This window comes from Neglectibacter sp. X4 (genome assembly GCF_009917365.1).
In the GTDB taxonomy this organism is placed as follows: domain Bacteria; phylum Bacillota; class Clostridia; order Oscillospirales; family Acutalibacteraceae; genus Acutalibacter.
Genome location: NZ_QWLE01000018.1, coordinates 1 through 24,741, shown reverse-complemented (window position 1 = coordinate 24,741; position 24,741 = coordinate 1). Strand labels below are relative to the sequence as shown.

The following is a 24,741-nucleotide window of genomic DNA, read 5'->3' as shown; positions in this document are numbered from 1 at the left end:
TACCAATAGGCTCCTGCACAAACCTTTTCGGGAAATTTAGCGGGCTTCAGTGTTGGAAATCCTCGAAATACGCAAGTATTTCTTGCGGTTTCCGCCTTGAACCCCACAAAATTTCCTCAAAAATCTTCGCACCAATCCTATCGGTACAGCTTCTAAGGACATGTGCGGCTGCCTTGTGCAAACATACTCTAACATTATATACTATTTTCCTATACAAATCAACTGAAAATTGCGAGGTTTAAACAAATGCCGCCGGGTGCAAAGGAAAGAAGCCGACAGGTGGGTGTCCTGCCGGCTTCTTCTAAGAGGAAGTAAGGAGTTAAAATGAGGATATGATGAAAAAGAGTTTGTGGCTTCCTAAGACGGCTTTGCGTAAAGCTTGTGCCGCGCTTCCTTTGACCACGACCTTATGATACCCCATAAATGTGACATTTCTCTGAACAGTGCATGTCAATTTGCTAAACATTTTGTAAACACAAAGATTCACCAAAAATTCCCGCAAGTTTTCTTGACTTTGCGCCCCTCAGGGCAGTATACTCAAAGCAAACAGAAAAGAAAGGATGCGCGCTATGAAATTCCCCGATATGCCCTACAAACGGCCGGACTATCCCCAGGTTTACCGGGATCTGGAAGCCCTCACCGCCCGGCTGAAAGCCGCACAGACTGCCCCGGAGCAGGTGGCAGTCTACAAGGAGCAGGAGCAGCTTCTGTCCCATGTAAGCACACAGGCCACCATCTGCTCCATCCGCAACACAGTGGACACCCGCGACGCCTTCTATGAGGCAGAGCAGGCCTACCACGACGAGCAGGCCCCTCTGCTGGAGGAAAAGCTTCAGGCCTTCCATAAGGCGCTGGTGGAATCCCCCCTGCGCCCGGAACTGGAAAAAGAGCTGGGTTCCCTGCTGTTTTTAAACCTGGAGATGGAACTGAAATCTTTTTCCCCGGAAATCATCCCCCTCATGCAAGAGGAGAACAGGCTCACCACAGAATACCAGAAGCTGTATGCCAGCGCCCGGGTGCCCTTTATGGGCAAGGAGATGACCATTGCCCAGCTTGGCCCCTATAAGGAAAGCACAGACAGGGCCACCCGCCGGGCCGCCCTGGAAGCGGAAGGCGGCTTCTTCGATGAAAACCGCGCCCGGTTCGATGAGCTATACGACAAGCTGGTGCAAAACCGCACCCAGCAGGCCAAGGCCCTGGGTTTTGAAACTTTTGTGGAATTAGGCGCCCTGCGCCGCCAGCGCAACTGCTACACCCCGGCCCAAGCAGCGGCCTTCCGGCAGCAGGTGGTGCAGGACTTAGTGCCCCTGACCCTGAAGCTGAAAGAGCGCCAGGCAAAGCGCCTGGGCATTTCCGACTTCAAGTTCCACGACAACGCCCTGAAATTCAAGGATGGCTCTGCCACCCCCCAGGGCACGCCGGAGGAAATTATGGCGGCGGGAAAGAAAATGTATCAGGAGCTTTCCCCGGAAACGGCCTCTTTCATTGACATGATGTTTGAAAACGATCTGTTTGACGTGCTGGCAAAGGAGGGCAAGGCCCCTGGCGGCTACTGCACAGGTTTAGAGGATTACGGCTATCCCTTTATCTTCTCCAACTTTAACGGCACCTCCGGGGACGTGGACGTGCTCACCCACGAGGCGGGCCACGCCTTTGCCGACTATATCGCGGGCCAAACTGTAGATATCCATGCCCTGCGCTGCCCCACCATGGAGGGCGCGGAAACCCATTCCATGAGCATGGAGTTTTTAACCGCCCCCTGGCACCACCTGTTCTTTGGGTCTCTGACAGATAAATACGAGCTTTCCCATGCGGAGGACGCTTTGCTGTTCATCCCCTACGGCTGCCTGGTGGATCATTTCCAGGAGGAGATGTACCTGCACCCCGAGTATACCCCCCAGCAGCGCAACGAAGCCTGGCTGCGCTTGGAGAAGCTCTACCGGCCCTATATCGACTTTGACGGCCTTCCCTTCTATGGCCGGGGCGCGGGCTGGCAGCGGCAGCTCCACATTTACCTCTATCCCTTCTACTATATTGACTACTGCATGGCTCAGGTCATGTCCCTACAGGTTTTTGCCCTGTCCCTGGAAAATGCCAAGGCTGCCTGGGAGAAGTATATGTCCTTTGTGCGCCTGGGCGGCACCAAGACTTTTGTGGATCTGGCCCACGCCACAGGCCTGCGCAGCCCCCTGGACGAAGGCTGCGTAAAGGCTGTGTGCGAAGCTGCCTTCCAGTGGACAGAGGAGCACCTTGCCGAGTGAGGTCCTGCGGCTTCCGGGACATAAGGGGATTTTTGTAAAAATCCCCTTATGGATCCCCAAAAACTTTTAAGACGCACCGGGGTGCCGGAAACCCACGGCTTAGCAGGCCCGGTTCTTTGCGCTGGCCTTCTCCCAAATTTTCAGACGTACAAAAATGCCGGAGGGCTGCACAGTAAATTCGCAGAAATTTCATCCCTTCAAAGCGGCAGGGTGCCACAGCTTGGCTCTCTGCTGCTTTCTTTATCACAAAAAACTGTGGAGTTTTGCCAGAATGTTTTCGCAAAACTTGACATTTTTTCTGAAAGCAAGTATAATATGGATTCCTATAAAGTATGTTTATGGTTAAGGAGGAATGGTCATGGATTGGGGCAGCTTTATTCTGACAGAAGGCGATTATCTCCTGCGGGTAATCGTGGCGGCGCTGTGCGGGCTGGCAATCGGCTCGGAGCGGGAGGCCCGGCTGAAAAAGGCAGGCATCCGCACCCACACCATTGTCTCCATGGCGGCGGCCCTGATGGTGTGCGTGTCCAAATACGGCTTTTTTGACGTGGTGCATTATGACAGCGTCCAGGTGGACGCCTCCCGGGTGGCGGCAGGCGTTGTCACCGGCGTGGGATTTCTGGGCGCAGGCATTATCCTCAACCGCAAAACCAACATCACCGGCATCACCACCTCGGCAGGCGTCTGGGCCACCCTGGGCATTGGCATGACCATCGGCGCAGGCATGTGGGTGTTAGGGATAGGCAGCACGATTATTCTGCTGGTGCTGCAATACGTGTTCCATCACACCATGCATCTGGTGAAGGAAAAAAAGATGGGCCGGATGCACTTGCGGGTAAGGGAGGGGGGCGCGGCCCCAGAGCAGATTGCCGCCGCCCTCACAGAAATGCAGGTGCGGGTCATCTCCACCCATCTCAGCGTGGGGAAAGACAAAGCGGTGGAGGCCAAAATGGATGTGCTCTTCCCTCTGGACTTTGACGCGGAAAAGCTGGTAGAGCTTACCCAGGATTTCCCGGAAATCATCTCCATAGATACATAATCACAAGGAAAATGCAGGCGGCGCATGAAAGCCATGCGCCGCCTGCATTTTCCGCCCGGCCCGAAAGCCTCCGGGAGTGGTAAAGCCCCCGGAGGTGCCCGGGCTGGGATATTGCCGGACCTGGGAAATATAGTTAGAGGGTTGGGTAAGGCGGAACCCCTGTATCTGTTGAGAGGGGGTCATCCTTACACTACTTATTGTATAGCCAGAATCTTCCTTTGTCAAGCAACAAAGAGATTACAAAGCCGCCATTTTTACAGGCGCAAAATTCTGCTGGAAAGCCCTCCTGTTTTGTGCTATAGTTAAGACAATACCGCATAAGGCGGAAGCAAGGAATTGTGCGGTGTTGCCTTAAAATAAGCCGCCTGCTTGAAAGTTGACAGAAGCCAATTTTCAAGCGCCTTTGCCATTCAATATGCTGTATGATAAAAAGGGAGCCTGAAAAATCTATGTATATCTATTTGTGGTGTTTTTTTACATTTGCCTTTTTAGGGTGGTGCAGCGAGGTGGTCTATGCCGCCGTTGAAGAAAAACGGTTTGTAAACCGGGGCTTTCTCAATGGCCCCCTGTGCCCCATATATGGCTTGGGAGTTCTCACTATTGACTTCCTTATGAAGCCCTTTGGGGACAACCTGGCTGTGCTCATTGTAGGCTCCATGTTTCTGGGCACAGGGCTGGAGTGGCTGGCAGGCTTTCTGCTGGAAAAGGTTTTCCACCAGAAATGGTGGGATTACTCCGATAAGCCCCACAACATCGGGGGCTATGTGTGTTTAAGCTTTGCCATTGTCTGGGGTCTGGCAGGGGCGGCAGTGGTGCGGTTTGTTATGCCCTTTGCCGGGATGCTGGCAAACAAGATCCCCCGCTCCATTGGCTGGGTGCTGCTCACGGTTATGCTCTCCCTGCTCTTTGCCGACTTCGTGGTTACGGTGGTGTCTATTGCGGGCCTGAACCGGAAGCTGAAAAACCTGGAATACGTTTCCATGAAGCTCCGGGCCGGCTCCGACCGCCTGGGGCAGGGGCTGTACACCGGGGCCGCCGCTGTGCAGGATCTGGAGAAGGACTGGCAGAAAGAAGCAGCCCGCCTGAAAGAAAAGTACGAAAAGGGCCTGCAGGCAAATTATCTGCACAAGCGCCTCTTAAAGGCTTTCCCGGATCTCCACTCCCTGCGCCACAATGAGGAGCTGGAGGCCCTGCGGCAGAATGTAAACGTGTTCCGCCGCAAATCCTCTGAGGCTATCCGCCGCCGCAGCGAAAACGCCGTGGCAGTATACGAGGGAAAACTGCCCCAGGGGGCAGAGCGCCCCTTTGCCTATGGGCTTTGCTTCCAGAAGCTTTTCTGGATTTTCATGATCGGGAACGTGGCTGGCTTCTGCCTGGAGACAGTTTATGCCCTGGTGGTGCCGCCCCACCAGTTCCAGCTCCGGGTCAGCGTGGTGCTGGGGCCTTTCATCCTGGTATACGGCTTTGGGGCTGTAGCCATCACCCTGTTCCTCTATAAGATGTATAACCAGCGGGACGTGCTGATTTTCATAGCCAGCATGTTTATTGGCGGAGCCTTTGAATACCTGTGCAGCTTTTTGCAGCAGTCCCTTTTTGGCACAGTCTCCTGGGAGTACAGCGATTCTGTCTTAAATGTCAGCGGCCGCACCAACCTGATGTATTCCTTCTTCTGGGGCGTGCTGGGGCTTATCTGGCTGAAAGACCTGTATCCGGTTCTCTCCCGGGCCATTGAGCGCATTCCCAAAAAGCTGGGCCGCGCCTTAACCATCGGCGTTTCCATCTTTATGGCAATAGACATTCTTCTCTCTGCCGGCGCTGTGTTCCGCCAGTCGGAGCGGATAAACGGCGTCCCCGCCTCCACAGGCATCCAGCAGTTTTTTGATTACTATTTTCCCGATGAGTTCCTGGATATTATTTATCCCAGCATGGAATATGTGGGCAAGCCGGAAATCTTCACCCGCACCCCCCGGCTGCCCTAGAGGCTGCTCTAAACAGCACGAAGAAAGCAGGGCTTTGGAAAACCCAAGCCCTGCTTCTTTCCTGCCTGTTCATTTTTTCCAGCGCTTCAAGGTAGGGAACCACTCCAGCATAGCCTTTTCCGCCTGTTCCTCTGTCATGCCCGGATTGGCGGCAGCCATTTTGGGCGCGCAGAAGGCGGCCATCTCCTCCATGGTGCCGTTAAAGGTAAAGGCTCCCTTGTCCAGGCAGTATTTGCAATAGTCCCCGTTTTTGCTGCCGTCAGCGTTTGTGCCCTGCATGTCCGTTCCCTCTCCCAAAGGCATCCCGCAGCACTGGCAGAATTTTGGGTTCATTTCCTGCATGTCTCTCTCCTCCGTTCTAAGATTTTTTAGCTGTCTGCTATGGCTATAGGATACCATATATACCCTGACACCCTCTGTCATGGTTTATTTTTTTCGTAAATTTTTTTCGCCTCCCCGGCCAGGATTTTCTTGAGATACTTCGGCTCCACTACCTCCACCAGGGTTCCGAAAGACAGCAGGTATCCAATCAACCAGGCGTCCACAGGCAATTCCGCCCGGGCAAGGATATCCCCGTTTTCCCGGCGCTCCATCTGCGTCTCGTCAAACCCGTCATACACCCGATATGCCGCCTCCTTGGCAAACAAAAGGGAAATCCGCTGGTATGCAGGCTGGGAAGCGCTGTCCGGCTCCGGATACGGCTGCGGCACAAAAACCCTTCCCGTCACTTTCTGGCTTACGATGCGGTTCAGCCTAAAAACGCGGAAGTCCTGCCGCTCCAGGCAGAAAGCCTTTACATACCAGGCCGCGTCCTTATAGCACAGCTTCAGGGGCTGGATGGTGCGCCGGCTCCTTTGGCCATAGCTGCTCTCATAGACAATCTCCGTCTCCCTGTGCTGTATCACGGCTGTTTTCAGCCCTTCAAACTTCTCCTTGTCGCTGCCGCTGTTTCCCCAGCGGGAAAAGTCCACCTCCAGCCAGTTTTCCATATCAGCCTGAAAAACCGCCGACAGCTTTGCCAGAGTTTCTTTTCCCGAATACCCTGTGGCAGCAATGCCCTGCACTGCCGCCAGCACCTCCTGCCTTTCTTCCCGGGAAAAGGCGGCCCTGTCCAGGGTGAATCCCCGCAAAAGGCAGATGCCGCCCTTCCGCCCCGGCTCGGCGTAAACCGGGATGCCCGCCCCGCTTAAAGCCTCCACATCCCGGTAAACCGTCCTCTGGGAAACCTCAAATTTTTCCGCCAGCTCGGAAGCGGTGGCGCGGCCCTTGTCCAAAAGGTAGTATAGCATTTTAAAAAGCCTGCTGTCTGCCATGTTCCTCTCCCTTTCGCGCACAAAGCGGCCCGGAGGACGCGCCCCGGGCCGCTTCCCATTATGTTGTGATAAGCCTTACATTTAACCGCTGCACCCGGAACAGTGTCGTCCGTGTACTCCCCCGCCCGTAGGGCGGGAGAGTACATTTAACCGCTACACCCGGAACATCAAGTCCGCATAGGTGGGATAGGGCCAGCACTCTGCCGACACATGCATCTCCATAGCGTCCACCGCGCCCCGCAGATCCTCCATGGCAGGCACCAGCACGTCCCGGTAATAGGTGGCGGCAGAGAGTATGTTCACGCTGCGGGAACGGGGGTTCCCCAGCTTTTCGTCCAGATACTCCACCAGCTCAAAGGCCTTGTCCATCTGCCCGGAAAGCTTTTCAATCAGGGCAGCCTCCGCCCTGCAGGGCAGGGAGCTTACGGCTTGCCGCTTGGCGTTTACCGCCTCCGCCAGGCCCTGCACATACCGGCTCACAGCAGGCAGCACCTCCTGGCGCACCATGCCAATCATGGTGAGGGCCTCGATGTGCAGGGTTTTTACATACTCCTCCATAATCGTCTCATACCGGGCCTCCATTTCCGCCTCGGTATAGATTTTATGTCGGGCGAACAGCTCGATGTTTTTCTGATCCAGATACCGGGGCAAAGCGTCCACCGTGGTGGGCAGGTTGAGAAGCCCCCGGCGCTTTGCCTCCTCCACCCACTCTGGGGAGTAGCCGTCGCCATTGAAGATAATGCGCTTGTGGGCTGTCACCACCTTGCGCACCAGTTCCGTCACCCGGGGGGCAAGCTCCCCGGGGCCTTCCAGGAATTCCGCAAACTGCCGCAGCTCCTCCGCCACAATGGTGTTGAGCATAATGTTGGGGCAGGCGATGGAGATGGCAGAGCCTAAGGAGCGGAACTCGAATTTGTTGCCTGTAAAGGCAAAGGGGGAGGTGCGGTTGCGGTCAGTGGTGTCCATGTTTAAGTCCGGCAGCACATGCACCCCGGTTTCCAGCTTTTTAGAAGGAGCGCCCTCATAGGGCCTGCCCTCTTCAATGGACGCCAGAATGGCGGTCAGCTCGTCTCCCAGGAACATGGAAATAATGGCGGGAGGCGCCTCGTTTGCCCCCAGCCGGTGGTCGTTTCCGGCAGAAGCTACGGAAATCCGCAGCAAATCCTGATATTCGTCCACGCCCTTGATAACCGCCGCCAGAATCAGCAAAAACAAAAGGTTTTCTTCCGGCTTTTTCCCCGGCTCCAGCAGGTTTTTCCCGGAGTCTGTGGAAATAGACCAGTTATTGTGCTTGCCGCTGCCATTGACCCCGGCAAAGGGCTTCTCGTGCAGCAGGCAGGTAAGCCCATGCCGGGTAGCCACATTTTTCATCACTTCCATGGTAAGCTGGTTATGGTCGCAGGCGATATTGGTGGTGGTAAAAATGGGGGCCAGCTCATGCTGGGCCGGGGCCACCTCGTTATGCTTTGTTTTGGCTAAAATGCCCAGCTTCCACAGTTCCTCGTCCAGTTCCTTCATAAAGGCCTGCACCCGGGGCTTGATGGAACCGTAATAGTGATCCTCCAGTTCCTGCCCCTTGGGCGCCTGGGCGCCGAAAAGGGTGCGCCCGCAGAAGCGCAGATCCGCCCGTTTTTCGTAAAGCGCCCGGTCAATGAGGAAATATTCCTGCTCCGGCCCCACAGTAGTGATCACCTGCTTTGTCTTGTCATCTCCGAACAGCCGCAGGATGCGCACAGCCTGGCGGCTTAAGTCCTCCATGGAGCGTAAAAGGGGCGTTTTTTTATCCAGCACCTGCCCGCTGTAGGAGCAGAAGGCTGTGGGGATGTACAGGGAATCCCCCTTTACAAAGGCATAGGAGGTGGGATCCCAGGCCGTGTAGCCCCGGGCCTCAAAGGTAGCCCGCAGGCCTCCCGAAGGGAAGGAAGAGGCATCCGGCTCCCCCTTTATCAGCTCCTTGCCGGAAAACTGCATAATTACCCGGCCGTCGCTGGTGGGGGAGATAAAGCTGTCGTGCTTTTCGGCGGTAATGCCGTTTAATGGCTGGAACCAGTGGGTATAGTGGGTGGCCCCCTGCTCCACCGCCCAGTCCTTCATGGCAGAGGCCACGGCGTTTGCCACGGTGAGATCCAGATCCTTGCCCTCATCTATGGTTTTGCGCAGGGATTTGTACACATCCCGGGGTAGCCGTTCCTGCATTACGTCATCGTTAAACACAGCGCTGCCAAACAGCGCCGGCACGCTTTTCCTGTTTTCCGCACACGTTCCCATACCAGACCCCTCTTTCCTTTTTGTTGGTTGTTATTGTATCCCAACAGCCCGGATTTGTCAAGGCAGAGGGGGCACTGGGAGTGTCCAAAGGCGGAGTTAAAGGAAGTCAAAGAGCGAAAAAGGGACGGCAGCCCCAGGATGGCGGGAGAGATAACGGCTTTTCTGTGCGCCAAAGCGGTTATAAGCGCGAACGAAAACAGTAAGAATGGACTGAAGGTTCTCCAGCTTTCTGGGAAAGCACCTGCTGCGCCGTGCCAAAGTCGGGATATAATGCCGCAGGTCAGCGTTGACGCCTTCCACTGTGAAGGTATCACTTTTGTTATGGGCATTGAAGATGTGCTTTCCAGGGAAGATCATGTCCAGATAGCCGCTATACCCATCCGTGCAGTACTTCCGAGCCTCTGGGGCTGCATCCACCATCTGCTGGATTGTCCGGGAAGACTTGTCCACACTCACCACATGACCTACAATTTGTCGTGGCTCCCTGCACACCATCGTCATGATATAGATGTTTTCCCGCGTTTCCGTGCGGGGCTTGCGTTCCAGGAACCAGTACAGCTCATCCAGCTCTAACGTCTCAGGCGCGCAAAGAGTTTTGCACTTTTCCACATCATTCTTCGCGCTCTTTTTTATCCAATTTGCCACATCGGATTTGTTCATTCCCAGTATTTTTCCCACGCCGCAGCCGCTGATCCCGCCGTAGTACATTTTGATCGCCAGTTCTCTGGTCTCTTCCGGATACGCGTGCCGCTTCGGGTCTACAATTTCGACGTGTCCAGCGTCTTGTCCCACTTCACGCGGCTTTTGACCTCCGCCGCGAACTCTTCCGCCGTTACCATGATTCCGTGGCTGGCTTTCCAAGACCGATCATATTCGGCTTTCAATTCCTCTTTGGTGTCGTACAGATACCCGCGGTTTAGAATGAACTTTTCAAACTCATTTAGCGTCATGGCGCACCCGCCGTATAGCTCGGCGCAAAAGGGACGTATCCAATCTGCCCTAGGGCTGTTAAACCCCATCACGGTTGACCGGGACTATATCCTGATTGCCGGACTGCACCGGCTAGAAGCGGCAAAGCTGCTTGGCTGGGCGGAAATCGAGTGCAATGTCAGCAGCCTGGAGGGTTTACAGGCGGAACTTGCCGAGATAGACGAGAACTTTGTGCGGGCCGATTTGGAAACTCTGGAGTTTGGAAAGCTGCTTCTGCGGCGCAAGGAAATCTATGAAATGCTCAATCCATATGCAAAAAACGGCGGCGACCGGAAAAGCGAAAAAATCAGATGTGCAAAATGCACATCTGATTTTTCCAAATCTTTTGTGGATGACACAGCAGAAAAGTTAGGAGTTGCCCCAAGTACCGTCAGGCGGCAAATTCAAACCGCAAAAAACCTGACAGAAGAAGCAAAAGATATTATCCAGAAGTCGGGAAGCAAAATCACAAAGCAGAACGCCTTGAAATTATCCCGTCTAAAACCGGAATATCAAGGACAGGCAGCAGATGAATTGGCCGCCGGAAAAATTAAGTCTGTTGATGAATTTCAGCCGGCAGAACTTTACAGACAACCTGAACCGATGCAGGAGGCTGAACAGCGGGGACACGGAATTATACAGCAGGCGGCTGAGGAAATCAAACCAGAAGATAAAATTCAGCCATTGGCACCTCCCAGGCAGACCAAACCGGCGCAGGAGCCGGAACACCCCTCTGAGCCGGTCATGGAAGCGCCGCCCACTGTCCCCTATTCGCTGGGCGACAAGCACTATGACACCTTGGAGGAATCCATAGCCGACCTGAAAAATCCCGACAAGGATTGCAGCTACACGCCGGATACGCTCCTGGCAGACATTGACGGCTTTGTGCAGACCTTTCATAAAGGCTTCGCGTGGTATCACGACCCCTTTTGTACTATCGTGTTCCCCCACATCTCCAAAGTGCAGTTTGAGTTTGTCCGGCAGCGTTTTGAAAGCATTTCTTCCGCAATGGCGGACTTATTAAATCAAATGGAAAGGACAATAAATGTATGAGCAGTTATCGAAAAAAACGCCGTCCGCCCGGTACGGAGCGCACGGAACAGCAGAACCTTTTAACAGAAACACAGTATGCGAACCCCGGCGTACAGCGCGACTTATCCAGCAACCAGCTTACTTCCGGCCTGCCCTACCAGCGGCCCGTGGAGCCGGAGGACGTTGACCGCCTGCTGACCCCTCTGGTAGTCAGCTTCCGGGACGGCAAATTTAACGTGGTGGACGGGCAGCACCGGATCGCCGCCATGCGGAAGATGGCAGACGGCGGCAATGTAACCGTCCCCTGCCTGATTTATACCGGTTTGAGTTACGAGCAGGAAGCCGAACTGTATTTCAAGCTGGATCAGTCCAAAGGCCGGCTGCGGCTCTCCCACGCAACAAAAGCCCTGCTGGAGTCCGGCACGGATGCGGAGGTGCTGGAAATCAAGCGGCTTGTGGAGGCGGCGGGCTTTGTGTGGGTGCTGGATAAGAAAAGCGGTGACGCTTATGAAATCCTCTCTACCCGCGCAATCATCAACGCCTACCGTCTGCTGGGCGGAGCGGCTTTTTCCCGCCTGCTGGTATTACTGGACAGCACATGGCACGGCGCGTCCATCTCCCTCCGTGCGTCTATGCTCTCCGGCATGGCGCTGTTTCTGAAAACCTATGAACGCTGAAAGCGAACATTGCAGAGATGGAAAAGGCACTGGAAAAGGTTCGGGATACTAAGGCCGATATTGACCGCTTCGCTGACCTTATCCGAAAATACACCAGCTTTGAAAAACTCGACCGCTTCATGCTTCATGAACTGATTGACCGGATTACGATTTACGAAACGCCAGGTATGGGGCGCTGCCGCAAGGGTAAGGAAAAGCGCATTACCATCTACTACAAATTTGTCGGGGCTATCCAATAATAGAAAAACGGCATCCCCTATGGATGCCGAAAAAAATCACTTGGCTTTACGTCTATTTGTCATATCATCATCGCGTGATAAGCGGCAATAGAGGGCGGTAATTTTGTCAGACTGCCTTAACATAATTTCTGCTCCTTTCGTCGGCGGGCAGTCTGCCAATACAGGATTGCTTGAAGCTATTATAGCGGCTTCCCGTTCATTCTTCAACATCTTTTTCTGCTTTTTCCTGTCCCATAAGGCGCAGAACCTTGTGGGGCAGGCTCCTTTCTCCGTCATAGCTTCCCGTAAAGCGGTAGAGCGTCCTGCCGGATTTTATCGCTACTTCCTGTTTTGGCATTTCTTGATATAGCGGATTTTTCACCACGATATGCCCGTCCTTGATTTTCCGTTTCCTTTCCATTCCTTTCCCGTCCTTTCTATGTTTATTAAAGTGATAAGTTTCGGAGCAAGCATAGGAAAGAGGTACCCTTTCCGTAAAATCGTCCGTTTTCTGTCTGCCGACAGCGGGCGATTTTTGCTTGTTGGGAAGTTTCCCAAACCCACTGCTTTTCCTCTCAATACCTACAACACCACACAGAGCAATTTTGCCGAAGTTTTGAGAGAATTTTTTCAAAAATTTTTTCTTATCTCCTACTACGGAAAAGTTTCTAAAATGCCAAACAAAAGCGAAAGAAAAAAATTGCAAACTGCAAAGATTATAACGCTTTCTAACTTGTTGTTTAGTTACGGATAAGCTATTCGCCCCCCTGTTCATGTTTCCTCTATTTCCAGTACCTTTATTAACGCTTGACACGAAACTTCTTATGTGGTATATTTATAACATAAAGTGCGAAATACACCACAAAAAAGGAGGAAAACTACTATGAAAAAAATCAACTATTTAGGATTTTTATCTCTCTTGGCACTAATAGCTATTTTAGGTTGGTGTACCGAGAATACTGGGTTATATGGATTTTTGGGATTTGCATATTACATTCGATATTTTTGGGTAATCCCCGATGAGTTTTTTCGACTTAATGTCCAGAAAGCAGCTACGTTTGCATTTATGTCAGAAATGATTTCTCTTGTTCCTTTTATGTTTGTATGTTCCTATGTTTACGACGGAACTAAAGCTGTCCCTATGTCCTTTGGATTGAGTTTTGCAGTTACTCTTGCACTTATTATTTTGGAATGGAAAGAACGAAAAGGGGCAGATAATGATTAAAAATAGGATAAAAGAATATCGTGTGCGTTTTGACATGAAACAAGAAGAACTTGCTTCTAAAGTCGGAGTTCGTCGCGAAACAATAGGCAATCTCGAAAAAGGAAAATACAATCCCTCATTGGTACTCGCATGGAATATAGCGAAAGTCTTTGGAGTTGCAATCGAAGAAATATTTACAGTTGAGGATTGAGGTGGTGTTATTGAATTTAGATAATTGGATACTATGCCCCATCTGTGGTAATAAAACACGGTTAAAAGTACGAGAAGATACGGTACTTGAACGATTTCCACTATTTTGCCCGAAATGCAAGCATGAAACACTAATCAATGTAAAACACCTAAATATATCAGTTATTAAAGAGCCAGACGCACAGACGCAGAGCCGATAGCACGCTTGAAATATAGCGGCTATCGGCTTTTTCTTTTTAGACGGAGGTTTTATTATGTTACTTGCCATTATACAAGCATTATCAAACTCGTTAAAAAAAGCCTAACCAACACAACGGAAATTTCTGCCCATGAATATGAACTATCAGTACATCATACATACTTTTATAAATCACATTATTCAAACGCCTATGTAGCTCTGTGCTGCATGGGCGTTTGTTGTAGTAGCCCCCTACTGGGAAGAAAGGGGGTGATGAAACAATGAAGTATTCTGAACAATTCATGGAGTGTGTCGAATATTCTTTTGCTGCTTTTTGTAAGATTGTTCTCCGTAATGCGGCAATCAGTGCATACCGCGATTTTGGACGGAAACAGAAGCACGAAGTATCACTTGACTATCTGATGTCCGAAACGTCCTTTGAACCGTTTACAACAGATAATTACTTTGAGCAGTATGACAAGCCAACTGTCTTTGTCGTGAAAGGACAGGAGATTATTGTTGCAAGTGAATGGTTAGCAAATGTTCTTTCCAAACTTCCAGAACAGCGGCGTACTGTCTTGCTGATGTATTTCTTTCTGGGCTATACCGATACAAAAATCGGGAATGAATATGGACGTTCCAGAAGTACAGCGAATTACTGGAAGCACGCAGCATTGAATCAGTTAAGAAAGGAATGGTTAAAGTCAAAAGATGAGGAACAAAAAATTGGTACCCTTTGATGTCATTGAAAAAGCGATTGCCGGAGAGCCAGAAGCGATTGAACTTGTTTTACAGCATTACAGTCCACGCATTAAGTATCTGTCAAAATACCGGGGACATATCAACGACGATATTCAAGAACGTTTGAAAACACAGCTTATCAAAGCTATCCTGCAATTCCGTTTTGACAGGTAACGAGTAGCAAAGCCAGAGAAAGCCGTCAAGGATAAACTTCGCGCTTCGCGTCCTTGACGGTTTTCCCTGTCCTTGCTATGGGGTAATCAAGAGCGCAATCGGATAGACCGCTTGCGCTCTCAATTCATTGTTGTATGTTCGCATTTAGAGATAAAAATCCCTTGATTTTATGCGGCTTTCAGAGCGCATTTAAGGCAAGTTAAGGGTTTTATACCTTTATCGTCGAAATCGCGTTTCTACTGCGTAACAGGCAGAAAAAAGACGGGTAAAAAGCAATCGCTTCTCACTCGTCTTTTCCTGCACCCTGTATGACAGCTACCCTATTTCAGTTTGTTGATTGATACTGTTTTATGAGCAGCTATCATACGACGGCTTTTTTCTTTTGCCGTCGTGCGGCAGATCACTTTATCATTCAGTTTTCTATAAGCTGTTCTTGCTTCGTGGTTCCCTGTCACATAGTAGACAGGCGCAATATTAACCGCCACTTTTGCGAAATCAAAAGCCACGTCAATATCTGTATGTCCTGCGTCCACGAAATCCCCGGTTATTACAATAATGTCCGGCTTGCTTTCTGATAGCAATTCCAGCAGCTTTTTATTGCCTTTCCCAAATTCTGCGTTGTGTAAATCTGATACCTGTGCTATCCGAAACCCGGAAAATACGGCGGGAATACGGCTGCTTGAAATTTTTATGTTATTCACTGTCAACGCCGTATTTCCCCATATCGTCCAAATGAGTAGGGCAAAAATTATAGCACTTAGCATACAGAATATTATCTTTGTTTTTTTAGTGAGCCTTTTTCTCATTTCCCGTACCATTTATTGTTGAGGGATTGCACCCCTTAATCAAAACATGAAATCGTTAATAATACTTATGGCGACAATGCCAATGCCAAACAAGATAAGCAAAATTCCCGGTATACGCAAATACCATTTGTAATGATCGGGCATTTCCTTTTTCTTCATCAGCCACCAAAACGGCTTATATAAGATAAACATAAGCAAACCACCAATAATGCAGATAACAGCAAAAATAATTCCAAAATTAAAACTCATATTTACTCCTTTCAATCAGTTTGTCACTATTCTGTAATAGGTTCTTGCGGTGCTGAAATACATTGCTATATAGATAAAAACAAACAACAAAGATATTGAAATAGCGCAGAGCAAAAGTACCAAAATGTTTGTCAGCCCCAGCGTGGAAAGCAGCATAGCAACTGCATAAAGTGAAACAGCCAAATGGATAACCGCCATAAACAGCGGGAAGAAAAACATAGTCCGAATTTCTTTGCGGACTATTGCCGATATTTCGTTTCGGTCAAGCCCTACTTTCTGCATGACTTCAAAATTGTATCGGTCACTATATCCCTCCGTAATCTGCTTGTAATAAATAACCAAGGTCAGAAAAACCATAAATAGCAAGCTAAGTAGTAGTCCAATAAACAGAAATCTCCCATAGGTATAATTATCACTCTGCCTTTCGCTTTCTGCATTTTCATATTTTGCCCCGGCATAATTTGAAACTACTTGATTTTGTAAAACAGCATTAAAATCAGTTTCCTTTGTATCTGCCACGTCAAACATCATGCTATATGTTTGCTTGAATTTATTTTCAGCGGGCGACAGCTCGGCAAGAATATTATCTATGTCTTTCTGTGTCGGGCAAATAAAGAAATATCTCGTTTCAGAGGACAAAATACTTTTATTTTGTATAGCAAATTCCGATAACTCTTTTTTTACCCGGTATTTCAAACTATCAAAATTCACTTCTGAAACACCTAAATCTCTTGAAGAAGAAAATACTAAAACCTCATCAGTTTCAAGCGGTTCTGCACTTTCTGCTATGCGGCTATAATCTTCCCATGTTATCAGATAAACACCACAAGTAATATCCGGCGGGTATATATCCGGCTGATAAACAGAAACGGTATTGTCTTTGTAAACACCACTGATATAGGTAACTTTGTAATCAGCTTCCCGGCTTATCGTCACATCATATTGCTCTGCTGTTTGATGAACAAGCTGCGGCAAAGTTGGCTGTCCGTCAGCTATGTCGGAAACAGAGATTTTTGTTTCCATTGGGAAACGGAAAGAGAGCATTTCCTTTTGTCCGACATATAACGCCAGTGTTGTTGTGGCAATAACCATAACAACCGTACTTAAAATACAGATATTTGATAGTCCCTTTGCGTTCTGTTTCAATCGGTAAATAAGACCGGAAACAGAAATAAAGTTCTGTGGTTTATAATAGTAGCGGTCATTCTTTTTTAGAGCTTGCAAAAGAACGACAGAGCAGGACGAGAAGAAAAGCAATGTTCCAAACAAAATTAACAATGCAATAGGAAACACCCGCCCAATTATGTCAATAGGTGAGGAGGTAGTGAAAATCAGTGTATATGCACCCCCAATACATATAATTCCTAAAAAGGCTTTTACCCATACAAAAGAATGGTAATTGTCCCCTTTATGAGCAGCATACAACAGTTCAACAGGCTTCGCTTTCATAACAGAAAACAAGTTGTAAAACAAGATGAAAACACCGATCACTATAAAACAAATACCTGTCTGCATAAGTGCTTCCGTTAAAAACTGGAATGTAAGCCCGCTATCTAAGTGCAGCAATTTCAGCAAAACAAGGAAAAAGAGTTTCCCCAAAACGATACCCAAAACGATACCCGCCACAAGTCCGGTGGTTGTAAGCAACAGGCTTTCAAGCATAAGCACTTTTGCGATATGCTTTTTTTCTAAACCGAAAATTGTATATAACCCCAGTTCTTTTTTTCGCTGCCGTATGAGCAGTCCGTTTGTGTATAAGAGGAATACTCCCGCAAACATTCCTGTCATAACAACACCCACTTTAAGAAACTGAACAAATATATAGCTTCCGGGTAGTGTAGCAATGATCGTCTGGTTTTGGATTGAAGCCATAACATAGAAAATCATTACAGACAGAATATTTGTCAAAAAAAACGGGTAATACACGGGCTTGTTTTTTTTAATATTAGAAACTGCAAGCCGGATATAAAAGTTACGCATATAATTCCTCCTTTTGTAAAAGGATTTTCAGATTGTCAGAAATCTTTTCCCCAAAGGCTTCATTATCCATATTTCCACGATACAGTTGATTAAAAAGCTGTCCGTCACGGATAAATAAGACATGCCCTGCATACCTGTATCACTAACACATATTTACAAGGGTGTAGGCTGATAAATTGAAATACAACCTTGTTCTGTATATTTCGCAGCGCTTGAAACCAACTGCTCTAATATAAACAATAGCCACTTCCTGTCAGTGAGGACTGTACCATTCAGATCATGTAAGTCTATTTTCAGCCTCTTTGAAATCAAGACAACAGAGTGCTTTTTGATTGCTTCCTGTGCCAACGGCAATAACTCCACCCGTTCCAAAAACAAGCCGGAATATTGGTTTTCTAACTGCAAATACTTTAATGCCATATCTATATAACACGATATTTGCAGCAACTCCGTTTTCCATTTGGACGGTGTGGTGTCGCCTGTTTGCAACATCAAATCCATAGAATAAACAGGGGTCTTTATTTGGTGCGTCCAGAGCGTATAATAATCATCTCTTTCTGCGTTTATTTTTCGCTGGTTTGCCCGTTCATTCTGCCATGTTTGCAAAATCTCTTTGACTATCTGCTGATAGCTTTCTTCCACAAGGGTATCAGCCGCCCCCAAATTAGGCATAGCAGGTAATTTTGCTTGTTTGATATTGTTCAATCGTTCACACTTTTGATAAGTGTTGCGCAAATCCCGAAATGCAAAAGGCAGCACAAGCAGAATAAGCAGAAAAGTCGTGTATAGGATTGGCTCCATACGAACATCATAAAGGAAATACATAAAGACATTACATACAATCAATCCACAAAATACAACCATTACTTTATATTTATCTTTCAGATAGCAAATAAGAAAATACTTTTTATCCAACTTGATAGCCCATTCCTTTCCGGGTAACAATAAAATCATCAAGCCCGATCTTACTCAATTTATTTCTTACTCTCGTCACATTGACCGTAAGTGTATTATCATCAACAAAAGTATTGTCATTCCACAATGCTTGCATAAGTTTATCACGGGACACGCTTTTTCCGCTGTGGGTCATAAGCTCTTTTAGGATAATATAATCATTGCGCGATAATTCCAATACATTTCCCTTGTATTGCAGCTTTGCATTATCCAAATCTAATATGACATCACCGCAAGCAACTACATTCATTGCCCCTTGAAAATCATAAGTGCGCCGTAACAGGGAATTGATTTTTGCAAGCAAGAAATTTAGGTCAAAGGGTTTTACAACAAAATCGTCACCGCCCATATTCATAGCTAAAATCATGTTCAGATTATCGTTAATTGATGAAATAAAGATAATCGGTACTTTTGAAATTTTCCTTATTTCCTCACACCAATGATAGCCGTTGTAATGTGGGAGCTTTATATCTAACAAAACAATTTCCGGCTTAAATCTGATAAACTGCTCTGTTATCTGTTGAAACTCTTTCAAGTATTCGCATTGAAACCCCCAAGCACTTAAAAAATCGCTAATGGATTGTGCTGCGTTCAGATCGTCCTCTATGATTAACACTTTATACTGTGTCATGTGTCTACCCCCTGCTTTCCTTTTTTCTTTTATCTACTGGCTTTTCAGCGTCCTTTGGTATCAGCCACAAGCGGCTGAATTTTGCCACGCCCGGTATACGGTTTTCCTCACATAGCTTTTGCACCCGTCTTTCTGAAATGCCCCATTTCTTCGCCGCTTCCGGGGCAGAAATATACTCTAACATCTTCATTCACCCTTTCTCTAATCTCTATCAGTATAATTATATGCGTCTAGCCGAATAACTTCAAGATACTTTTTGTTAAGTTTGGGAATTATTTTAGCTAACTGGTAGAATAGTGTAGACATATCCAAGAAGAAAGGTGAACAGTAAAATGTAATAGAGTGAATGAATATGGCAAAAAGACCAGTACCACGATATGACTTTAAGGATTTTGGGGAAGCAATCAAGGCAGCCCGGAAAGGGCGCAAGGAGAGCCGGAAAAAAGTATGCGACGAAATGTATATATCCCCTCGCTACCTTGCGAATATTGAGAACAAGGGGCAGCACCCCAGCTTACAGATATTCTTTGAGCTTATGTTGCGCTATAATATCTCGGTAGACCAATTCCTTTTAGAGCAGCCCGCCGGGAAGAATACCCAGCGGCGGCAGCTTGACGCTCTGCTGGACGATATGAGCGATACGGGAATACGGATAGTCACCGCCACGGCGCGGGAGATCGCAGAAGTTGAGGGTGAGGAAGAATAGCCCTTGAAATCCTGCTTGTATGCCCGTAAATCAAGGCTTTTTTGAGATAATCAACCATTTTGGTATAATAACATAGTTATGCAAAAACAGAGAAAGGATGGAATTATCTTGGAAAAATCCATGTCAAAAGAAAACCGGATGGGAACGGCCCCCATGCTGCCGCTGATTTTTTCCATGGCCCTGCCCGCCATGTTCTCTATGCTGGTGCAGGCGCTGTACAATATTGTGGACAGCTGTTTCGTGTCCCAGGTCAGTGAAAAGGGGCTGGCGGCGGTGTCCCTGGCCTTCCCTATCCAAAACCTGCTGATCTCCTTTGCGGTGGGCACCTCCGTGGGCATTACCTCCCTGATTTCCCGGCGCCTGGGGCAGGGCCGACAGCAGGAGGCAGACGCTGCCGCCTCCCACGGCATTCTGCTGGGAGTTGTCACCTCCCTGGCCTTCGCCGTTTACGGGGCATTTTTCACCACCCCCTTCTTCCAGATGTTTGAGTCTGACCCGGAGATTGTCCATATGGGGGATCAGTACATTTCTATCTGCTGCATTTTCTCCTTTGGCAGCTTTATTGTGGTGGCCCTGGAAAAGATTTTACAGGCCACAGGCAATATGATATGGCCCATGATTTTCCAGCTTATTGGCGCGCTCACCAACATCATCCTGGATCCCATCCTGATTTTCGGCATGTTCGGCCTGCCTGCTATGGGCGTTACCGGGGCCGCCATCGCCACGGTGGGCGGGCAGATCCTCTCCATGCTGGTGGCAGCGGTGGTTGTGGCTGTCAAGGAGCACAGGGTACATATCACCTTCAAGGGCTTTAAGCTGGATTTCACTATTATCCGGGACATCTACGCCGTCGGGCTGCCTGCCATTGTCATGCAGTCTATCGGTACGGTGATGACCATGGCTTTAAACGGCATACTCTCCGGATTTTCCACTGCCGCCTATACGGTGTTCGGCCTCTATTTCAAGCTGCAGTCCTTTGTATTCATGCCTGTGTTTGGCCTGACCCAGGGCCTTCTGCCCATTATGGGGTATAATTACGGGGCAAAGAACAAAAAGCGCCTGCTTTCCGCCTTTTATAATGGTTGTGCCATTGCCCTGGTGATTATGCTGGCAGGTACCCTGCTTTTCCTGCTGGCCCCTCAGTGGCTTCTGGGCATCTTCAGTGCCTCGGAAGAACTGCTGGAAATCGGCATACCTGCCCTGCGGATTATCTGCACCTGCTTCCTGTTCGCGGCCCTGGGCATTGTAGGCTCTACCCTGTTCCAGTCTGTGGGCCGGGGGACTTACAGCCTGATGCAGTCCCTGCTGCGCCAATTGGTTATCCTGGTGCCTGCCGCCTGGATGCTGGCGCGCTTTACCGGGCAGGTAAACGCAGTGTGGTGGGCCTTCCCTATTGCTGAGTGCGTTTCCCTGGCAATTTCCCTAGTGCTGTATGCCCGGTTGTACCGTACAGAGATTAAAAACCTGGAAACCGCTGTGTCCCGATAAAAGCAAAAAAGAAGAACACCTTCTGCCTGAAAAGCAGGGGGTGTTCTTCTTTTTTGAATCATCTGTCCATGCGAATGGCATTGCTAACGTTTGTATGTAACCATGTAATATCCCATAAAAGAAGAATAGTTATTATATTTTTGCCCGTAATTTCTATTGCAATTCGCAGGGTTCAAAATTTTAATGCCTGCCGCATCATATTGTGATATGCCACTATTAGTTCCGCGTTTATGAGACCAGTATCCATCTGAATCTTGTCTGTAAAAATGGAAATCCCAGCCTTTACACATTACACCTACTATTTTATATTCTCTATAGCCCGGTTTAGCATATGCGGTTGTTTTTATTATAGTTTTATTTTTATGGTATTTTGCATCTTTAGATAGATACGAATCAAAATTCGAGTATAATTCTTCCATCGTAGGAATTCTGTTAAGGTAGCTATACCCAGGATTCTGTATATCTAAGCCACCACCATATGTGTTCTTAAAAACCATTGCATAGTACCCTCTTTTCTTGAGACCAATTAGCCGCATTTTTAACTTGATTGTAGCAAAATGAAATTTATAATTGGGACTGTAGGGGCGCAACCAAGATTTCTTTCTGGTAAATGTTAAGTCTATTGTAAGTTTTCGTGAAGAGTGAGAAACCCAGGACGGGTCTACTTTTCAACATGAAAAAATGTGGAAAACTCCGGGAACCGGCTTAAATACTAGGTTTCTTCGCGGAAAACCACTTGCATTTTGGTGGAAATTTTGCAATCTCGCAAAATGGGATTGCAAAATTTTTTTGCCCGTTTTCGGCCCCAAAGTGGCCTGTGCGGCGCAAGGCTGCCAACCGCTCAGATTTGCCTTTTAGGAGCGTTTAAAGACACACAAGAAACCTTTTAAGAAACCGCACAAACCTAGTATTGGCGCGGTTTAAGCAGCTTTTAAGAAAATAACAACAGCCCTTTAAGCGAACACGCCCAAACGCCGCTTAAAGGGCTTGTTTTTTGCTTTCAAGCGGAAACAGCGCGGACATTTTGTGTCCGCGCTAGGAAAGTGTGTCCGCGCCTTGAAAACACTAGGTTTTCGGGCTGTTTTGCCGGGGCGTGATTTTTTCAAAATGTCCGCGCTGATTTTTATTATCACTTGAAAAGTTAGGTTCCTTAAACGATTCTGGAGAGGCTCTAAAAGGCATCCCAAAATGCGGGAAAAATCCCGAAAAATGGGATTTCTTCCCAAAACGCTCACAAGGGAAAAAGTCTGTGGTATAGTATCGGCAATCAAGTTACAGATGTATCTATTTAGCCAAAAAAAATATCGCCTTTGGAAAGGGCCTGCGCCATGTGCGTCTTTACAACACTCTTTGCATGATTTACCCGGCCAGCGGGGTCGGTATCTCGCTGGCAGTTTTCGCAGGTGTCCAAAAAGAATACTGTAGTCGCAACCATATCTTGAAGAATAGACAGGGCTGCGTTACGCTGGACTTGATTTTCCATCTTGAGGACATGGGTTAGCTCGGCTACAACATGATAAGCCACTTCCACCTCGGCGTCCTTGCCATTTCCTAATAAAGCAGATAACTCCTGTAGCTTTTTAGGTAGTTTCTCTCGCACAATTTCTAAAGACATAGCGTCCTTGACCATTGGCTCCACTTCCTGGACTTCTGCTTCACCACGCAGATATGCTGCGCTTACATTGAAAAACCGTTCCAAAATAGCCATATTTTTGGCATTAGGTTCTCTTTCAGTATTCTCATAATTTATAAGTGTTCTGACTGGTATTCCTGTAGCCTCTGATAACGCTTTCTGTGTTAAGTTGCGCGTTACGCGCAATTCACGGATAACTTGTCCTGTGGTCATACTTTCCTCTCTTGCTCCCAATTAGATTTTTAGACTATCCACAGCGATTGGGGATATATTTGTGGGACTAGAGCTAGTATATCACGGATTACCTAATCAGACAACACAAATGTAAAAAAACCTCTTGACTTATCTTTTTAGGTATGCTATACTTTATACGAAAGTTACCGTTAAGGGTAATAAATGAAATGAGGTGGCACCTTGTTAGTTGCTAAGATAGAAGAAATCCAGCGCCGCCGTGAAGAGGCGGGCCTGCCCAGATGTCAGCTATCCCAGGCTGCTGGACTCCCTAAAAATGCACTTTCGCGTATTGAATACAGGCAAACAAGGTCATCAATGACTACGACAACAAGCAGGCGTTTGTGGCGGCTATTATCGCCTATCAGAAATCCCTGGAGGGCAATGTGCTTGACCGCAGCTCTGACAATACCGCCGCCGTGGATATCGACCAGCAGCGGCTGTATATCGAGGGCAAGGGCATTGATACCACCGACATGAGCGACATTGACATTGCCAAGTACAACACTGGCTCTAAGGTGTTTATTTCCAGCAACGTCAAGTTTGTGGACGCCATGGAAGACCTGAGCCTGGTTTGCAATATGTAGAAAACATTGCGCAAGCGCAAGTTTGGCGAGTTTTCCTTGCCTGCTTGCAAAGCGGGCATCCCGCTGCGCGGGAGCGGAAAACATCGCACGTAAGCGAAAGGAGGAAAACGCATGGGCAAAATCAGAGGAAAAAGAACCCTTTCCGGCACCTGGGGCGAGGTATGGGTGGACGGCGAGAAGATTTTTGAGCTTTCTAAGGTGGAGCTTAAGATAACCGCCAACCGGGAAGACGTGCAGATAGGCGTGGACGTAGACAGCAAGATGACCGGCCTCAAGGGTGAGCTGAGTATTACCACCAAAAAGGTATACTCCCGGTATAACGCCGTGTTTGAGAATTGGAAAAAGGGCATCGACCAGCGCAGCCAGATCATTACCAAGCTGGCAGACCCAGACGCCGTGGGCGGGCAGATCGAGCGCTACAGCTGCGATAATATCTGGTTTAACGAGCTGCCCCTTGTCACCATGGAAATGGGCGGTATTATCGAGCAGGAGGTTAGCGGCGGCTTTACCCCGTCCGACCTTGTGAACCTGGACAAGATCGCATAGTTTAGGAGGTACTTACAATGGCAGAAAACAAAAAGAGCCTTTTGGCTGAATTTTCCCGCAAGGCCATGCAGCGGCTGCAGGACAAAAAGGCGCATAAGAAGCAGGTGCTGCACGTCCCCGGCCTGGAGCAGGATATCACCATCCGCAGCCTGACCTATAACGAGATTGCGGAATGTAACGAGATTGACGATAGCACAGACAGGGGGCGCAGCGACAAATACGGGGTTTACCTAGCTATGGTGGAGCCGGACTTAAAGGCCGCCGCCAAGGAGATCATGGAAGCCGAGGCCGACCTTCCCCCCTTAAACCTTTTAACTATGTTTCCCAACTATGAAAGGGGGGATTTTAATATGATGAATTATGCCGACGTGCCTATCTGGGAAAAATACACCCTTACCATATGAAGAAGCTGCAAAGTATTTCCGCATCGGAGAAAACAAGCTGCGGAAGCCGGCAGAAAAAAATCCTGCGGCTGGCTGGGTGATTATGAACGGCAACCGTATCCAGATCAAGCGGAAACAGTTTGAAAAAATAATTGATACGCTGGACGCAATTTAAATAGTGTCTACACAAGGTGAGAGGATCGTGACAGAATGGAAGCATCATATAAAAGGCAGGAGAGAAAAAGATGGAAGCATCCTATCACAGACATGACATAAGCGATAAC

29 protein-coding genes and 1 pseudogene are annotated in these 24,741 nt (G+C 48.4%); 16 read left to right on the top strand and 14 right to left on the bottom strand.

The window, feature by feature from the left end:
- The first annotated feature begins 569 nt into the window (after positions 1–569).
- The 3 genes from D1841_RS08600 (at position 570) to D1841_RS08590 (ending at position 5,279) form a co-directional block, all read left to right on the top strand.
- Entirely contained in the window at positions 570–2,261 is a 1,692-nt protein-coding gene (locus D1841_RS08600) for a M3 family oligoendopeptidase (protein WP_160642626.1), read from the top strand.
- 358 nt (positions 2,262–2,619) lie between these two features.
- Positions 2,620–3,300 carry an MgtC/SapB family protein gene (locus D1841_RS08595; protein ID WP_160642625.1) on the top strand — a complete coding sequence of 227 codons (681 nt, stop codon included), beginning with the start codon at positions 2,620–2,622 and terminating at the stop codon, positions 3,298–3,300.
- Between the two features lie 449 nt (positions 3,301–3,749).
- Complete coding sequence (locus D1841_RS08590; protein WP_160642624.1) at positions 3,750–5,279, top strand: putative ABC transporter permease; 1,530 nt, start codon at positions 3,750–3,752, stop codon at positions 5,277–5,279.
- Between the two features lie 69 nt (positions 5,280–5,348).
- Here D1841_RS08590 and D1841_RS08585 read toward each other — a convergent pair whose 3' ends face one another.
- The 5 genes from D1841_RS08585 to D1841_RS08565 all read right to left on the bottom strand — a co-directional run bounded on the left by D1841_RS08585 (position 5,349) and on the right by D1841_RS08565 (position 9,810).
- A complete protein-coding gene (locus tag D1841_RS08585; protein ID WP_371721648.1) occupies positions 5,349–5,621 on the bottom strand; it encodes a zinc ribbon domain-containing protein in 273 nt (90 codons plus the stop codon).
- A gap of 77 nt (positions 5,622–5,698) precedes the next feature.
- Positions 5,699–6,592, bottom strand: a complete 894-nt coding sequence (locus D1841_RS08580; RefSeq protein WP_160642623.1) for a YafY family protein — start codon at positions 6,590–6,592, stop codon at positions 5,699–5,701.
- A 153-nt stretch (positions 6,593–6,745) separates the two neighbouring features.
- Positions 6,746–8,860 (bottom strand): glutamine synthetase III, encoded by a 2,115-nt coding sequence (locus tag D1841_RS08575; RefSeq protein ID WP_160642622.1) that lies wholly within the window; start codon positions 8,858–8,860, stop codon positions 6,746–6,748.
- A 96-nt stretch (positions 8,861–8,956) separates the two neighbouring features.
- Positions 8,957–9,568: an IS1 family transposase gene (locus D1841_RS08570; protein ID WP_160642621.1), complete on the bottom strand. Its 612-nt coding sequence runs from the start codon at positions 9,566–9,568 to the stop codon at positions 8,957–8,959.
- 50 nt (positions 9,569–9,618) lie between these two features.
- Positions 9,619–9,810: a hypothetical protein gene (locus D1841_RS08565; protein ID WP_160642620.1), complete on the bottom strand. Its 192-nt coding sequence runs from the start codon at positions 9,808–9,810 to the stop codon at positions 9,619–9,621.
- On the opposite strand from D1841_RS08565, the gene D1841_RS08560 reads away from it, so the two are divergent.
- Genes D1841_RS08560 through D1841_RS08550 form a run of 3 tightly spaced genes read left to right on the top strand, consistent with a single transcriptional unit; the run spans position 9,809 to position 11,777 of the window.
- Positions 9,809–10,882 carry a ParB N-terminal domain-containing protein gene (locus D1841_RS08560; RefSeq protein WP_237076250.1) on the top strand — a complete coding sequence of 358 codons (1,074 nt, stop codon included), beginning with the start codon at positions 9,809–9,811 and terminating at the stop codon, positions 10,880–10,882. The two genes, D1841_RS08565 and D1841_RS08560, sit on opposite strands and share 2 nt — an antisense overlap.
- On the top strand, positions 10,879–11,538 hold the full coding sequence (locus D1841_RS08555; protein ID WP_201751255.1) for a DUF6551 family protein: 660 nt from the start codon (positions 10,879–10,881) through the stop codon (positions 11,536–11,538). Before D1841_RS08560 ends, D1841_RS08555 begins: the two co-directional genes overlap by 4 nt.
- A 17-nt stretch (positions 11,539–11,555) precedes the next feature.
- Complete coding sequence (locus D1841_RS08550) at positions 11,556–11,777, top strand: DUF4368 domain-containing protein (protein ID WP_237077165.1); 222 nt, start codon at positions 11,556–11,558, stop codon at positions 11,775–11,777.
- A 196-nt stretch (positions 11,778–11,973) separates the two neighbouring features.
- Here the strand turns inward: D1841_RS08550 and D1841_RS19100 are convergent, their stop codons facing one another.
- The gene (locus D1841_RS19100; RefSeq protein WP_237076248.1) at positions 11,974–12,531 is read right to left on the bottom strand and encodes a hypothetical protein; all 558 of its coding nucleotides are present in this window, start codon (positions 12,529–12,531) and stop codon (positions 11,974–11,976) included.
- 108 nt (positions 12,532–12,639) lie between these two features.
- On the opposite strand from D1841_RS19100, the gene D1841_RS08540 reads away from it, so the two are divergent.
- The 5 genes from D1841_RS08540 to D1841_RS08520 all read left to right on the top strand — a co-directional run bounded on the left by D1841_RS08540 (position 12,640) and on the right by D1841_RS08520 (position 14,263).
- The gene (locus tag D1841_RS08540; RefSeq protein ID WP_160642616.1) at positions 12,640–12,981 is read left to right on the top strand and encodes a DUF3796 domain-containing protein; all 342 of its coding nucleotides are present in this window, start codon (positions 12,640–12,642) and stop codon (positions 12,979–12,981) included.
- Positions 12,974–13,171 (top strand): helix-turn-helix transcriptional regulator, encoded by a 198-nt coding sequence (locus D1841_RS08535; protein ID WP_160642615.1) that lies wholly within the window; start codon positions 12,974–12,976, stop codon positions 13,169–13,171. The genes D1841_RS08540 and D1841_RS08535 overlap by 8 nt, the downstream gene beginning before the upstream one ends.
- Positions 13,172–13,181: 10 nt before the next feature.
- Entirely contained in the window at positions 13,182–13,370 is a 189-nt protein-coding gene (locus D1841_RS08530; protein WP_081644115.1) for a cysteine-rich KTR domain-containing protein, read from the top strand.
- Positions 13,371–13,629: 259 nt separating this feature from the next.
- A complete protein-coding gene (locus D1841_RS08525; protein ID WP_016289134.1) occupies positions 13,630–14,088 on the top strand; it encodes an RNA polymerase sigma factor in 459 nt (152 codons plus the stop codon).
- On the top strand, positions 14,060–14,263 hold the full coding sequence (locus D1841_RS08520) for a helix-turn-helix domain-containing protein (RefSeq protein WP_160642614.1): 204 nt from the start codon (positions 14,060–14,062) through the stop codon (positions 14,261–14,263). Before D1841_RS08525 ends, D1841_RS08520 begins: the two co-directional genes overlap by 29 nt.
- Before the next feature lie 320 nt (positions 14,264–14,583).
- Here the strand turns inward: D1841_RS08520 and D1841_RS08515 are convergent, their stop codons facing one another.
- The 6 genes from D1841_RS08515 to D1841_RS08490 all read right to left on the bottom strand — a co-directional run bounded on the left by D1841_RS08515 (position 14,584) and on the right by D1841_RS08490 (position 19,067).
- Entirely contained in the window at positions 14,584–14,964 is a 381-nt protein-coding gene (locus tag D1841_RS08515; protein WP_347564030.1) for a metallophosphoesterase, read from the bottom strand.
- Between the two features lie 144 nt (positions 14,965–15,108).
- Complete coding sequence (locus D1841_RS08510) at positions 15,109–15,318, bottom strand: hypothetical protein (protein WP_160642612.1); 210 nt, start codon at positions 15,316–15,318, stop codon at positions 15,109–15,111.
- A gap of 15 nt (positions 15,319–15,333) precedes the next feature.
- Positions 15,334–17,298, bottom strand: a complete 1,965-nt coding sequence (locus D1841_RS08505) for an FtsX-like permease family protein (RefSeq protein ID WP_160642611.1) — start codon at positions 17,296–17,298, stop codon at positions 15,334–15,336.
- A gap of 153 nt (positions 17,299–17,451) precedes the next feature.
- Positions 17,452–18,213, bottom strand: coding sequence for a HAMP domain-containing sensor histidine kinase (locus D1841_RS08500; protein WP_160642610.1), 762 nt, complete (start codon positions 18,211–18,213; stop codon positions 17,452–17,454).
- Positions 18,206–18,883 (bottom strand): response regulator transcription factor, encoded by a 678-nt coding sequence (locus D1841_RS08495; RefSeq protein ID WP_160642609.1) that lies wholly within the window; start codon positions 18,881–18,883, stop codon positions 18,206–18,208. Before D1841_RS08495 ends, D1841_RS08500 begins: the two co-directional genes overlap by 8 nt.
- A 4-nt stretch (positions 18,884–18,887) precedes the next feature.
- Positions 18,888–19,067 carry a helix-turn-helix domain-containing protein gene (locus D1841_RS08490; protein ID WP_160642608.1) on the bottom strand — a complete coding sequence of 60 codons (180 nt, stop codon included), beginning with the start codon at positions 19,065–19,067 and terminating at the stop codon, positions 18,888–18,890.
- Between the two features lie 168 nt (positions 19,068–19,235).
- Between D1841_RS08490 and D1841_RS08485 the strand changes: the two genes are divergently transcribed.
- Positions 19,236–19,589, top strand: coding sequence for a helix-turn-helix domain-containing protein (locus D1841_RS08485; protein WP_160642607.1), 354 nt, complete (start codon positions 19,236–19,238; stop codon positions 19,587–19,589).
- 108 nt (positions 19,590–19,697) lie between these two features.
- A complete protein-coding gene (locus D1841_RS08480; protein ID WP_237076246.1) occupies positions 19,698–21,077 on the top strand; it encodes an MATE family efflux transporter in 1,380 nt (459 codons plus the stop codon).
- A gap of 83 nt (positions 21,078–21,160) precedes the next feature.
- On the opposite strand, the gene D1841_RS08475 is transcribed toward D1841_RS08480, so the two are convergent.
- On the bottom strand, positions 21,161–21,574 hold the full coding sequence (locus D1841_RS08475) for a hypothetical protein (protein WP_160642606.1): 414 nt from the start codon (positions 21,572–21,574) through the stop codon (positions 21,161–21,163).
- Between the two features lie 791 nt (positions 21,575–22,365).
- Complete coding sequence (locus tag D1841_RS08470) at positions 22,366–22,923, bottom strand: helix-turn-helix transcriptional regulator (protein ID WP_160642605.1); 558 nt, start codon at positions 22,921–22,923, stop codon at positions 22,366–22,368.
- 362 nt (positions 22,924–23,285) lie between these two features.
- Between D1841_RS08470 and D1841_RS08465 the strand changes: the two genes are divergently transcribed.
- The 3 genes and pseudogenes from D1841_RS08465 (at position 23,286) to D1841_RS08455 (ending at position 24,632) form a co-directional block, all read left to right on the top strand.
- The gene (locus tag D1841_RS08465; protein WP_201751253.1) at positions 23,286–23,528 is read left to right on the top strand and encodes a hypothetical protein; all 243 of its coding nucleotides are present in this window, start codon (positions 23,286–23,288) and stop codon (positions 23,526–23,528) included.
- Between the two features lie 111 nt (positions 23,529–23,639).
- Positions 23,640–24,074, top strand: a complete 435-nt coding sequence (locus D1841_RS08460; RefSeq protein WP_160642604.1) for a phage tail tube protein — start codon at positions 23,640–23,642, stop codon at positions 24,072–24,074.
- A 353-nt stretch (positions 24,075–24,427) separates the two neighbouring features.
- Positions 24,428–24,632, top strand: a pseudogene (locus D1841_RS08455) (excisionase).
- The last annotated feature ends 109 nt before the right edge of the window (positions 24,633–24,741 follow it).